This is a genomic window from Nocardia sp. NPDC050630, assembly GCF_044457245.1.
Lineage (GTDB): Bacteria > Actinomycetota > Actinomycetes > Mycobacteriales > Mycobacteriaceae > Nocardia.
Genome location: NZ_JBITGN010000001.1, coordinates 478,391 through 491,320, shown reverse-complemented (window position 1 = coordinate 491,320; position 12,930 = coordinate 478,391). Strand labels below are relative to the sequence as shown.

Below are 12,930 nucleotides of genomic sequence, written 5' to 3'. Positions count from 1 at the left end.
CGAGAGTTGCCTAGGTCACGTTTTCAGGCACAGTAGCAACATGTTCTAGTTTGTAATCGACAATTTCGGCCACGCTTCGTGGCGGATCAGCCGGTCGCCGTCCGTCACACCGGCTTTCGACGAGCTACCTCGGCGCACCCACACCGACACCATCCGGAACCGACTGCTGCTCGACCACGGCGGGCACCGTCGTCGGGGTCTCGCCGCCGAAAGTTCCAGCACGCCAATGCGCCAAGCCGATCAAAGCTGTCACCACCAGCGCGCTCAACAGTGCGGACACCGCGAGCACCGCGAAACCGACCTGCGCCTGTTCGACCCGCTCCATCGGATGCGGACCCTGCGCCTGACGTAGCGCGGGAGTTCGAATGAAACCTCGGCCGTACGGCACCACAGCACCACCGGGCCGACTGTCGCGCGGCCGCCGATCCGTCGCGGCACGCGCGGCCTCGAGGGCACGAACGCCGCCGCGATGCTGGCGCTGCACGCGCGGAACGGATTCGAAGCCGAGATCGACGTCGACCTCACCCTGGAGGTCGGTGCTCGTGGCGCGGATCGCTGTGCTCATCGGACAAACCTCCATGAAGGGGTGTTAGGGCGTGCTCAGGTATGTCGCGAGACGGAGGGGTAGCTGTTCGATCATGTGTTCGAAGAACTTGTGTTCGATTTCTACCACGCCTCGCCGGCAAAGTCAGCAGAAAACGCCGACATGCCTCGAACAGATGTTTGATACATCGGCGTTACCGGACTAGATTCGATAGACGAAATCAATAGACACAGAAGGGCGGTTGCGGTGAGCCATACAGACGACACGGGCGACGAGAGCGGAGTTGGCACCGACCCATCCGTTACCGGGGCGGATCTCACCGTGCGTCAGCGCAAAGTTCTGGAGGTCATCCGCACCTCGGTGAGCGAGCGCGGCTACCCGCCGAGCATCCGCGAGATCGGCGATGCGGTCGGACTCACCTCCACATCGTCGGTCGCACACCAGCTGCGCACTCTCGAACGCAAGGGCTATCTGCGCCGCGACCCGAATCGCCCACGCGCCGTTGACGTTCGCGGTCTCGACGAGGCGGTGCGCGCGGTGACCAGCCTGCCGTCCACCACCGAGGATGTCGACACCGGGCGGCCCGTCCCGACCTTCGTGCCCGTGCTTGGTCGGATCGCCGCCGGTGGCCCGATCCTGGCGGAGCAGGCGGTGGAGGATGTCTTCCCACTGCCGCGGGAACTGGTCGGTGACGGCTCGCTGTTCCTGCTCAAGGTCGTCGGTGAATCGATGGTCGACGCCGCGATCTGCGATGGCGACTGGGTAGTCGTGCGCCAGCAGAACGTCGCCGACAACGGCGATATCGTCGCCGCGATGATCGAGGGCGAGGCGACGGTGAAGACATTCAAGCGCACCGGTAAGGATGTCTGGCTCATGCCGCACAATCCGCTGTTCGAACCGATTCCGGGCAATGACGCGCAGATCCTCGGCAAGGTGGTCACGGTTATCCGCAAAATCTGACACCAGTTCAGGGCGATCCGACCCAGCTCAGCGCGGCAGCATGGGCGCCCAGAAATCGGCTCGATGGTCTGCGGCGTAGGAGTCGATGAGCCGGTTTCCGCTGGGCCGCAAGGACATGACGAGGGGTGCAGCGGGATCATAGGCCGGGATCGGTTCGAGACCGGCCGGATCCGGGCGGGCATCAATGGCGAATCGGACCCAGTACCTTCGCATTTCGGCGGCGAGGCGCTGCTGGTCCGGCGTCAGGGCGGTGCCGTAGAGCCAGCCGAGGTCGCGCAGGCTCCACAGCGATGCCAGTTCGCTGGCGTGGTACGCGCCCAGCGGGAAGATATTCGGTGGGCCGAGCGGCGCCGGGTCGTCGAAGGAGTAGGTGTAGGTGGGCGTGCGCGGGCCGAGCCCTTCGTATTCGACAACCAGCATGGTGAGGATGCGATCGGTCCAGGCGCGCGACAGTGCGAGTGCGGGCTGCGGGTAGGCGGCGACCGGATAGGTCTGTTCGACGCGGTCGAGTTGCTCCGGCGTCAGGTCGGGCATGGCGGCGGCCAGTGCGTCGCGGTATCCGGCGGCGGTCAGCGGCTTGCCAAGGGGCACACCATATTTCATGTACACCCACAGCGACATCTCGTCGTTGTTCGCACCGACGAGGGTGGGTACATCGGCGAAGGCGCCGTTGCGCACGGCCGCCTGCGGCGCAGACGGTAGGAACTGACCGCCGTATACCGTCGGGGTGATGGAATCGCTCACCAACGTATCGACCGGCAGCGCGCGCAGGCACGCCGCGGTTCCGGGTCCGGCGCATCCGAGACGTGCGGCGTACGCGTCGCCGTCTGCCACCGCCGTCGCGGCGGGCACACCGGGGCTGCACGGCCCGCTCTCCATGATCGCGGCCCGGAACAGCCCACGCGAGCTCGGCGCGACCATCTGAGTGCATACCGATGTCGCACCGGCCGACTCGCCCGCCAGCGTCACGCGCTCCGGATTACCACCGAATGCCGCGATATTGCGCCGCACCCAGCGCAATGCGGCCTGCTGGTCCAGGTATCCGTAATTGCCGGGCCCGGTACCGTCGTCGAGCGCCGAGGCGGCGAGGTAGCCGAGCGTGCCGAGACGATAGTTGATCGTGACCACGATCAGGTCACCGTCACCGTGCGCGATCAGCGGCTCGGCACCGTAAACGTCGCCGGAGCCGGTGACAAAACTGCCGCCGTGGATCCAGACCAGTACCGGGAGCCCACCACCGTCGATGGGCAGGTTGCGCGGTGTCGAAACATTCAGAGAGAGACAGTCTTCTGATTTCGTCGGGTTCGCACCGACTATCCCGTAGAAGTCGTTGTCCTTCGGGCAGCTCGGCCCGGCCACGGTGGCATCTCGAATGCCGGGCCACGGTGCGGCTGGAGCCGGTGGCCGCCAGCGCAGTTCGCCGACCGGCGGGGCGGCGTAGGGGATGCCCGCGAACAGCCGATGCTCCGCGGCCACGATGCCGCGCAACTGACCGGTCTCGACGGTGACGAGATCGGCGGCGGCCGGCTGGGCCGGAGCGGGTCCGGCGACGCCGATCAGCACGAGGACGGAGGCCAGGATGGCGACCCAGCCTCGCACCGCCAGCCGATCAGGCAATCCGCGCAGCTCATCCATGCCGCGAACCCAGCCTCCCGTGGTAAACCAACGATGCTTGCGCACGCGCTCACGCTAACCACCTGCACCGAGGAAGCGGGCCGCAATTCCGAAAGTGACCCTTGCCACACCATGGTACGTGAGCGTACCGTGCTGTTGGTACACAGATGTACCACTGGGAGGTGTCGCATGACCACGGTGAAATTGCCCGACGGGCCTACCACCCCGGCCTTGGTACAGGCCGCAGAGGTGTTGGCGGGCCGCACCCGCGCATGGCGCAGATTGCATCGGCGGTACGGCTCGGCGTTCACGGTCTACCTACCGCGCTTCGGGCGGGTCATGGTGCTATCCGAACCGGCCGAGGTGAAGGCGCTGTTCACCGCGAGCTCCGAGGTGGCCGATAACGTCGATGTCAATCTCGGCCAGTTCCTCGGCCCCGGCTCACTGTTCTCGCTGCGGGGGGCCGAACACCGCAAACAGCGAAAATTGCTCACCCCGCCGTTCCACGGTCGTCGCCTCTCGGTGTACGAGACGCTGATCGAGGAGGAGACGGTGCGCGAGCTGGCCACCTGGCCGCAGGGCCGGGAGTTCGCGACGATGGATTCGATGATGCGGATCACCCTGAACGTGATCCTGCGTGCCGTATTCGGCGCCGAAGGTAAGGAATTCGACGAACTGCGCGAGCTGCTGCCCAGGCTGGTGCTGGTCGGTTCGGCGCTTGCGGCACTGCCGGTGCCGCAAAAGTTCTTGGGGCGGTACGGTCCGTGGGCCCGCTTCGCCGCGCACCGCCGTCATTACGACGAGATCGTCGGCAGGCTCATCGACCGCGCCGCCGACGACGGTCATCTCGCCGACCGCGACGACGTGCTCGCGATGATGCTGCAGGCCCGCTACGACGACGGCAGCGCGATGACCAGCAGCGAGATCTCCGACGAACTGCTCACCCTGCTCACCGCTGGGCACGAGACCACAGCGACCACACTGTCGTGGACCATCGAGCGGTTGCGCAGGCATCCGGAAGTGTTGCGACGCTTGGTCACCGAGGTCGACGAAGGCGGTTCGGAACTGCGTGAGGCTACCCTGCTCGAGGTGCAACGGGTGCGCCCGGTCATCGACTCGACGTTCCGCAAGGTGCGCGCGGAGTCGATGCAACTTGGTCGGTGGACCCTACCCAAGGGGCAGAATGTGCTAGTCAGCATTCGGCTCATGCACGACAACGAGGAGCTGTTCCCGAACGCCCGCGCCTTCGATCCGGATCGTTTCGTCGGTGTCCGGCCGGGCACCTTCAGCTGGATTCCCTTCGGCGGCGGCGCCCGGCGCTGCATCGGTGCGGCCTTCGCCACCATGGAGATGAATGTCGTATTGCGCACGCTGCTAAGGGACTTCACGCTGGAGCCGACCGACGCACCCGATGAGCGCACGCACTTCCGCGGTGTCGCGCTGGTGCCCGCCAAGAAGGGCCGCGCCGTGGTCTATCGCCGCGCACCACAGCCCAGCACCGCCGAGGCCAGAGCAGAACAGGTCACGGCATGACAGAGCAATTCGCCGATGTCGGCCACGGCGTCACACTCGCCTACGAGCGCCTCGGTGACGGCGACACCGCGCTGCTGCTCGTCGCCGGTCTGGGACAGCAACTGCACGACTGGCCCGATGGTCTCTGCGAACTCCTCGTCGCACGCGGCTACCAGGTCATCCGCTTCGACAATCGCGATGTCGGCAGATCGACGCACTTCGGCTTCCCACCGCCGAGTCCGCTCGATTTCCTGCGAAAGCGGTGGCACACAGCGCAATACGATCTCTCTGATATGGCCGCCGACACCGTCGGTCTCCTCGACGCGCTGGAACTGAGCTCCGCGCATCTGGTCGGGATGTCGCTCGGCGGGATGATCGCACAGACCGTGGCCGCCCGCTATCCGGCCCGGGTCGCCTCGCTCACCTCGATCATGTCGACGACCGGTGCGGCACGGGTCGGGCGACCGGCCCTGTCGACGTGGCGGTTGATGTTCGGCCGACCGGCCCGGACCCGCACCGAACACATCGAACGCTCGGTGCGTATGTTCCGCCACATAGGCTCGCACGGTTACCCGTTCGACGAACACGCGGTGCGCGCCGCCGCGGCGACGACCTGGGACCGCGATCCCCATCCGGCACCGGGCGTCGGCCGTCAGCTCGCCGGCATCCTCAAATCCGGTGATCGCACCGCGGAACTCAGCGCCGTCATCGCCCCGACGCTGATCCTGCACGGTGACCGCGACCTGATGGTGAATCCCACTGGCGGCACCGTCACGGCGAGCGCCATCACCGGTGCGCGCCTGCACACCCTGCCCGGTATGGGCCACGACCTGCCCATCGGCGTCCGGCCGACGCTCGCCGATCTCATCGACACCCACATCCGCACTGCCAGGAGCACCGATGCCACGCACCGCTAGGCCGTTGTCCGGCCATCCCGCCATGATCACCGGCGCCGCCTCCGGCATCGGTCGCAGTCTGGCCCAATTGCTTTCGCGCCGTGGGTCACCCGTGGCCATTGCCGATATCGACGAGGTCGGCTTGAAACAGACGGCCGCCACGCTGACCGGTCCGGTACTCGTCCGCGTGCTCGATGTACGCGATGCCGCCGACCAACTCGCCTTCGCAGCCGAGGTCGAGGACTGGCTTACCGAGCCATTGGCGGCGGTATTCAACAATGCCGGTGTGGCGGTGGGCTCGTCGGTGCTCGACGCGGTTCCCGAAGACGATGAATGGCTGCGGCAGATCAACTTCGACGGCGTGGTCAATGGCACCCGCGCATTCCTGCCCATCCTGGTCGAACAGGACAAGGGTGTCATCGTGAATACGTCCAGCGTATTCGGACTGCTCGGCATGCCGAATCAAAGCGCCTACTGCGCGGCGAAATTCGCGGTGCGCGGCTTCACCGACGCACTGCGCCAGGAACTTCGGGGCACGGGAGTGTCCGCGGTGAATGTGCATCCGGGTGGTATCACCACCAACATCGCGCGAAATGCCCGGGTGCGCAAGGATCCCGAGGGACGCGGTCGCTCGCGCGAGCAGATAGCGGCGGAGTTCGAGGCGATGACGTTGACCTCACCGGACAAGGCGGCCGAAATCATCTGTCGTGGAGTCGAACGCGGGAAGTCACGGATTCTGGTCGGGCCGGATGCCTACGTTTTCGACGCACTCGCACGCGTAGCGCCCACGCACTACTACGACATATTCGCGGTACTGGAGCGGCGTCTGCGGGCCCGCGCGAAGGCGGAGGTGACAGCATGAGCGCATCGCGCGGCGATTCCCCGGTGGGTGGTGTCCGCGAGACGGGTGGGCCCGAGCACTTCGATGTGCTGATCGTCGGGGCCGGTCTGTCCGGCATCGGCGCGGCGCACCATCTCCAGACGGCCTTCCCGACGCGCACCTACGCAATTCTGGAAGCGCGCACGGTAATCGGCGGCACCTGGGATCTGTTCCGCTATCCGGGGGTGCGTTCGGATTCCGATATGCACACCCTCGGTTACCGTTTCCGCCCATGGACACAGGCCGCGGCCATCGCCAACGGGCCGTCGATCCTCGACTACATCCGTGACACCGCCGCCGAAGCCGGTATCGATCGCCGAATCCGATTCGGGCACAAGGTTATCGGGGCGTCCTGGTCGACCGAAGGGGCGCAGTGGACGGTGACCGTCGAACACGACAGCACCACCTCGACATTCACCTGCGGCTTCCTGTATGTGTGCAGCGGCTACTACCACTACGACCACGGCTACACCCCCGAATTCGCCGGAATCGAGGATTTCCGTGGGCAACTCGTGCACCCACAGCAGTGGCCCACCGACCTGGACTATGCCGGTAAGCGGGTCGTCGTGATCGGCAGCGGAGCCACCGCGGTGACCCTGGTTCCGGCCATGGCCGAGACGGCGGCGCAGGTGACCATGCTGCAGCGCTCCCCCACGTACATCATGTCCGTGCCTACCGAGGACGCGGTGGCGATCCGCCTGCGCGAACGGCTCGGACCCCGCCGGGCCTATACGATCACCCGCTGGAAGAACGTGCTGATCGGCACGCTCATCTACCAACTCAGCCAGCGCCGTCCGCATATGATGCGCAACTTCATCCGGAAACAGACGGCCGCGCAATTGCCGAGCGGATACGAGGTGGACGTCCACTTCAAACCGACCTACAACCCATGGGATCAACGGCTCTGCCTGGTGCCGGACGGGGATCTGTTCCAGGCGATCCGGGCCGGACGCGCCGCCGTGGTGACCGACCGCATCGAGAAGTTCACCGCCGACGGCCTGCGTCTGGCCTCGGGCGCCGAGCTGCCCGCCGATATCGTGGTGACGGCGACCGGTCTGCAATTGCTCGCCTTCGGCGGGATCGAATTGAGCGTCGACGGCAGGGCCATCCCACTGCCCGACACCATGGCCTATAAGGGAATGATGCTGAGCGGCGTCCCCAACTTCGCCTTCACCATCGGCTACACCAACGCGTCGTGGACATTGAAGGCGGATCTGGTGGGCGAATTCGTGTGCCGATTACTGCGCCATATGGACGACAACGGCTACGACCAGTGCACGCCGTGGCCGGATCCGAGTGTCGCCGCAGAGCCACTGCTCAATTTCCAATCCGGCTACGTCCAGCGTTCCATCGACCACTTCCCCCGGGCCGGCTCGCGACGGCCCTGGCGCTTGGGGATGAACTACGCCCACGATGTGCTCGCACTACGTCACGGGCGCATCGAGGACGGCACCATCCGCTTCGCGAGCCGGGCCGGCGCACCCGGCCGTATCCCGGTGCGTGTGAGGTCATGATCGCCGCGGCGGCGGGGCGAACTAACCTGATTCTCGTGACCCGTGCCGAGCCCGCCGCCAGTATCGCCACCGAGGACGCGCCGGAATCAGCATTCCGGCGTCGGCTCCTCGATGCGATGGCCGAGGCCGTGCGCGATCGCGGTTATCGCGAAACAACCGTGGCCGATGTGGTCCGCAACGCGCGCACGTCCCGTCGTACGTTCTACGAACATTTCGATAGCAAACAGGACTGTTTCATCGCGCTGCTCGCCGAGCGCAACAATGAGACGATCCAGCAGATCTACGATGCCGTCGATCCGGCCGCGCCATGGCGCACTCAGGTCCGGCAGGCTATCGAAGCCTGGATCCACGCATCCAATCAGGACACGACGATCACCCTGGCCTGGATTCGGGACACACCCGCGCTCGGCGAGGCCGCGCGCCAGGTCTACCACGACGCGGCCGAGGCCTTCATCAATCTGATCCAAAGCCTCACCACCACACCGGAGTTCGAAGCCCCCGGACTGCATCCGCCGACCCGTCAGATGGCCACCATCCTCTACGGTGGGTTCCGCGAGCTGATCGCCTCCACGGTCGAAGCGGGCAAGGATATCAGCGACATCATCGACGTCGCCGTCGATACCGCCATCGCGCTGGTCGGACCGCGCTACGAGCAGGGAGGCTAGTCCTTCACGGCCGTGAACTGCGCCAGCGCGCCATTGCACACCAGCTCGACCTCGCGCAGCCCCGCCGCGGCGATCCAATCCGACAGCTCGGCCGCGGTACCGGACGGACCGAATACGCCCAGCGCCCGCATCACCCGCATGTGCAGGTCGAAGCGTGGCCGGACCCCGCGCACTACACAACTGCCGACCAAACGTCCACCCGGCGCGAGCACGCGGGCCAGCGAGGCCACCGCGGCGGCCGGATCCGGCATACAGTGCAGGCCCGCGAAACTCACCACCAGATCGAATTCGCCGGTGGCGAAGGGCAGCTCGACCACATCCGCTCGCACATAGTCGATATCGGAAAGCCCGGCACGCGCGGCCGCGCGACGCGCCGCCGCCAGCTGGTCATCGGAAATATCGGCGGCCACATAGCGGAGCTTGTGACCTGGTTCGAGTCGACGCAGGGTCACGCCGCCGCCAACCGGCAGATCGAGCAGCGCGCAACCCTCCGGCAGCTGGTTGACGACATCCATCGCCGCATACATCCGACGGGTATCACAGCCCCACATCACCCGTCCGGCGGGCCGGGCCAGCTGCGGATGGTCGAGCACGAAGTCGTATACCGGAGCCCCGAGATTCCCCCAGACTCGGCTCTGCCACACTTCCCGGACGTCGGGCACGGTCGTCTCCTCTTCGCGCGGTGGGAGTCCAGGCTAGGTCGGAGGCCATCGGCGCGCCAAGACCGCGTTACCAGTCGAGGGTGTTTCGTGGTTCGAATGGTGAGGTATGCGATTGGTGCCAGTGGCAGCCTTACCGCTTGCCGCCCAAGAACTTCGGCAGCTTGCGCCTGCCACGCCCATCGAACGCCCGCATCAATCCGGCGACAACGCGCACCCGCGCACGAGAGGCCGGATACCACATCAACTCACGCTTCATCGCCGGTCCGCGCGGCACGGTAATCGCTTGCTGGCGACAGTATTTCCGGATTCCGGCGGCACCACCCCACCGCGTGCCGACCCCGGAATCCTTCCAACCGCCCATCGGCAGCGCGAAGCTGAACAGATTCGCGAAGGCATCGTTGATATTGACCGCACCGGCTTCCAACCGACGCGCCACCCGCTCGCCACGCTTGCGGTCTCCGGTCCACACCGTCGCCGAGAGTCCGTAGACCGAATCATTGGCCAGGCGCACCGCCTCGTCCTCGTCGGCGACCTTCAGCACCGGAATGGTCGGGCCGAATGTCTCCTCGCTGATGCACGCCATCGAATGATCCACATCCACCAGCACCGTCGGTTCGAAGAAGGTGCCGACCCCGGTCGCCTTGCCGCCGACGGTGACCCGCGCACCCGCGGCCACGGCCTGTTCGACGTGACGGGCCACGATATCGCGCTGCGCCTCGGTTGCCATCGCGCCGATATCGAAGCCGAATCCGCGCCCGTCGTGCCCCTGCCGCAGCGTGCGCACCTGTTCGGTCAGACTGGTCACGAACTCCTCGTACACCGGCGCCTCGACATACACCCGCTCGATCGACACACAGACCTGCCCAGAATTGAACAACCCGCCGTAGGCGATGCCCGCCGCCGCCCGCTCGATATCGGCATCCGCGAGCACGATCGCCGGATCCTTACCGCCGAGTTCCAGGCTATACGGGGTCAGGGTCGCGCCACAGGCGGCGGCGATCGCCTTACCGGTCTTGGTCGAGCCGGTGAACTGCACATAATCGACCGCCTCGACGACCGCGCGTCCGGTGTCCGCCCGCCCGGTCGCGACCGCGAAGATCGGCGGCGCACCGATCTGGGCCCATCCGCGCGCCAGCGCGACGGCACTCAACGGCGTGGCCTCCGACGGCTTGACCAGCGCCGCGGCACCGGCCATCAGCGCGGGCAGCGCATCGAAGCACACATTGAGCAGCGGAAAGTTCCACGGCGTAATGATCCCGACGACCGGATGCGGTCGATAGGTCTTGACCAGGCGCTTGGTCCGGCCGAGCGGACTGTGCGGAGCCGGATGCTCGTCGCGCAGGAATTTCGCGGCATTGCGCGCCCAGTATTTGATCAGATTGACCGCAGCGGGCACTTCGATCTCCGCGTCGTAGCGGGTCTTGCCGGTTTCGGACTGAACCACGTCGGTGAGCTCGTCGGAATTATCGAGTAGCCAATCCTGCAGCCGGAACAACCATTCGGCGCGCTCTTCCGGACCGATCGCTTCCCATTCCGGCTGGAACAGGCGCAATTCGCGCACCGTCGCGGCCACCGCCGCACTCGATTCATCGGGCACCCGGCCGGTGACGCTGCCGTCGGCGGGATTGCGTACCTCGATCTCGACCTGCTGTTGCGCCGTGCTCATCCGGCTCACCTCCTACGCTGTGCCCCACCCTCCAGCGTGGCATTTCCGTCGGCGTGGTGCCGGGTGTTCCGATTTTCCTGCGATGGAGAAGAAAGGGTTGATACGTTCCGCCAAGAGCAAGACGGGATCGGCTTCGACGAGGATGCAGTTCAGTGTTCGATCGGGATCTACTGCGTAGTACCTCCAGCGTGCATGTGCTGATGCGATTGGCGCAGGAACGCGGCATGTCGCCGCAGGACTGTCTCGAGGGCACGAAACTGGTGCCCGAGGTGGTGCGCGATCCCGATGCCGAGATCACGGCCCGCCAAGAGGTGCGCGTAGTGCGGAATCTGCTCGCGCGATTCGGCGCTGAACCCGGATTGGGTGTCGAGGCCGGGGACCGCTATCACTTATCGCTGTACGGGCCGTGGGGGCTGGCGCTGCTGAGCAGTCGCACGGTGCGTGAGGTGATCGAGGTTTCGTTGCGTTATGTCGATCTGGCCTTCGCATTCGGCCGGTTGACCTTCGAAGAGGGGCCGACCGAGTCGCGGCTCATCTTCGACGATTCGCAGATTCCGGAGGATGTGCGCACCTTCCTGACCGAGCGCGTCATCGCCGGCATCCAGTCCATCGGCCGGGAGCGGTTCTCCGCCGGGGTGCCCGCCACCCGGATCAGCTTCCGCCATCGGGCTCCGGCGGATACGACGCGATACCGCGCCGTCTTCGGTGTCGAGCCGGAATTCGGCGCGGAGGTCAACGAATTGGCCTTCGACAGTGCTTACCTCGATGCCATGCTGCCCCAAGCCAACGAATGGGCGCGCGAGACATGCGAGCAGCTGTGCCGCGATCTACTCACCGCGCGCCGAGCCCGCACCGGCGTCGCCGGTTCGGTGCGTGATCTGCTGGTTCACAACCCGGGCGAGATTCCGGACCAACTCGCCATCGCCGCAGCACTTTTCATGAGTCCGCGCACACTGTCTCGCCGCCTGCGCGAAGAGGGCACCTCCTTCCGCAGCCTCCTCGACGAAGTCCGGCAGATGATGTCGGAGGAACTGCTCAGCCACACCGACATGACCACCGAACAGGTCGCCGCCCGCCTCGGCTACGCCGAGGCCGCATCCTTCATCCGCGCCTTCCGCCGCTGGCAGGGCTGCCCACCCCAGGAATTCCGAGCCCGCGGCACCCTCGTCGGAACCAGGTGAACCCTCGCCCATGCCACTGGTGGCAAATGTCGAGAGAGCACTTGCGTCAGGGCATTCTCGGCTGACCGGCGTTGGTTTGGATGATGGCGGCTAGCCAGGGGGTCAGGCCGGGGGCGAGGGTGTCGTAGAAGGTGGTGTAGCCCGGGTCGGTCAGGTAGGTACTGGCGATGCAGATGTGCATGGCGGGGGTGCAGTCGAAGTAGATGTCGATGGAGGCGCGGTGGCGTTCGGCGAGGGCGTTGGCTTCGTCGCTGCCGGGAAGCACACCCGCTCGGTAGGCCGCGGCCAGATCGGCGTTGAGTGCGTCGACGGAATCGGCGATCTGCTGCCAGTCCTCGGCGGTTCGGTCCGCGGCGCGTTCGGCGTACTGGGCCCACTGCTCGGTGTCACCCCAGCGGTCGTGGGCCTGCGCGGTCCAGTCGGGTTGCCAGTGTTCGCCGAAGATCGCTACCTGCTCCTCGGCGGAGAGCAGGATTCCGGACTCTCTGGCTTCGATGATGCGGTCCATGCCATCCACCATCTGTTGCAGGCGGACGGCGCGCTCGCGGAGTTCGTCGCGCTGCCGGCGCAGCGATGACGTCGCATCGGTGGCAGGCGCATCCAGGACCGTTTTGATCTCATCGAGAGGTACGCCCAGCTCACGGTAGATGAGTACGCGATGGATGCGGGCGAGGTCCGCGCTCGTGTAGAGCCGGTATCCGGCGTCGGTCCGCTCGGTCGGACACACGAGCTCGATCGCATCCCAGTGGTGGAGCGTCCGGATCGTGATGCCCATTCGCGCCGCGGCCGCACCGACGGTGAGACCGGCATCAGCCTGATCAGTCACACCGTCCAGT

12 protein-coding genes are annotated in these 12,930 nt (G+C 66.1%); 7 read left to right on the top strand and 5 right to left on the bottom strand.

Annotated elements, in window-relative coordinates; translation table 11 throughout:
- Positions 1–124 precede the first annotated feature (124 nt).
- Positions 125–565 (bottom strand): hypothetical protein, encoded by a 441-nt coding sequence (locus tag ACIBG0_RS02100; protein ID WP_397028407.1) that lies wholly within the window; start codon positions 563–565, stop codon positions 125–127.
- Positions 566–790: 225 nt separating this feature from the next.
- Here ACIBG0_RS02100 and lexA point away from each other — a divergent pair, with 225 nt between their 5' ends.
- The gene (lexA, locus tag ACIBG0_RS02095) at positions 791–1,504 is read left to right on the top strand and encodes a transcriptional repressor LexA (protein WP_397028405.1); all 714 of its coding nucleotides are present in this window, start codon (positions 791–793) and stop codon (positions 1,502–1,504) included.
- Between the two features lie 27 nt (positions 1,505–1,531).
- Here lexA and ACIBG0_RS02090 read toward each other — a convergent pair whose 3' ends face one another.
- A complete protein-coding gene (locus ACIBG0_RS02090) occupies positions 1,532–3,184 on the bottom strand; it encodes a carboxylesterase/lipase family protein (RefSeq protein WP_397028403.1) in 1,653 nt (550 codons plus the stop codon).
- A gap of 123 nt (positions 3,185–3,307) precedes the next feature.
- Between ACIBG0_RS02090 and ACIBG0_RS02085 the strand changes: the two genes are divergently transcribed.
- Genes ACIBG0_RS02085 through ACIBG0_RS02065 form a run of 5 tightly spaced genes read left to right on the top strand, consistent with a single transcriptional unit; the run spans position 3,308 to position 8,585 of the window.
- On the top strand, positions 3,308–4,651 hold the full coding sequence (locus ACIBG0_RS02085; RefSeq protein ID WP_397028401.1) for a cytochrome P450: 1,344 nt from the start codon (positions 3,308–3,310) through the stop codon (positions 4,649–4,651).
- Entirely contained in the window at positions 4,648–5,547 is a 900-nt protein-coding gene (locus ACIBG0_RS02080; protein WP_397028399.1) for an alpha/beta fold hydrolase, read from the top strand. Before ACIBG0_RS02085 ends, ACIBG0_RS02080 begins: the two co-directional genes overlap by 4 nt.
- Complete coding sequence (locus ACIBG0_RS02075) at positions 5,531–6,388, top strand: SDR family NAD(P)-dependent oxidoreductase (protein ID WP_397028397.1); 858 nt, start codon at positions 5,531–5,533, stop codon at positions 6,386–6,388. The genes ACIBG0_RS02080 and ACIBG0_RS02075 overlap by 17 nt, the downstream gene beginning before the upstream one ends.
- Positions 6,385–7,920, top strand: a complete 1,536-nt coding sequence (locus ACIBG0_RS02070; RefSeq protein WP_397028396.1) for a flavin-containing monooxygenase — start codon at positions 6,385–6,387, stop codon at positions 7,918–7,920. Before ACIBG0_RS02075 ends, ACIBG0_RS02070 begins: the two co-directional genes overlap by 4 nt.
- 35 nt (positions 7,921–7,955) lie before the next feature.
- Complete coding sequence (locus ACIBG0_RS02065; RefSeq protein WP_397028394.1) at positions 7,956–8,585, top strand: TetR/AcrR family transcriptional regulator; 630 nt, start codon at positions 7,956–7,958, stop codon at positions 8,583–8,585.
- On the opposite strand, the gene ACIBG0_RS02060 is transcribed toward ACIBG0_RS02065, so the two are convergent.
- Both ACIBG0_RS02060 and ACIBG0_RS02055 read right to left on the bottom strand, forming a co-directional pair.
- The gene (locus ACIBG0_RS02060; RefSeq protein ID WP_397028392.1) at positions 8,582–9,247 is read right to left on the bottom strand and encodes a class I SAM-dependent methyltransferase; all 666 of its coding nucleotides are present in this window, start codon (positions 9,245–9,247) and stop codon (positions 8,582–8,584) included. The genes ACIBG0_RS02065 and ACIBG0_RS02060 overlap by 4 nt on opposite strands.
- Before the next feature lie 130 nt (positions 9,248–9,377).
- Positions 9,378–10,913, bottom strand: coding sequence for an aldehyde dehydrogenase family protein (locus tag ACIBG0_RS02055; RefSeq protein WP_397028390.1), 1,536 nt, complete (start codon positions 10,911–10,913; stop codon positions 9,378–9,380).
- Between the two features lie 152 nt (positions 10,914–11,065).
- Here ACIBG0_RS02055 and ACIBG0_RS02050 point away from each other — a divergent pair, with 152 nt between their 5' ends.
- Entirely contained in the window at positions 11,066–12,094 is a 1,029-nt protein-coding gene (locus ACIBG0_RS02050; RefSeq protein WP_397028388.1) for an AraC family transcriptional regulator, read from the top strand.
- Between the two features lie 46 nt (positions 12,095–12,140).
- On the opposite strand, the gene ACIBG0_RS02045 is transcribed toward ACIBG0_RS02050, so the two are convergent.
- A complete protein-coding gene (locus ACIBG0_RS02045; protein ID WP_397028387.1) occupies positions 12,141–12,920 on the bottom strand; it encodes a MerR family transcriptional regulator in 780 nt (259 codons plus the stop codon).
- Positions 12,921–12,930: the final 10 nt, after the last annotated feature.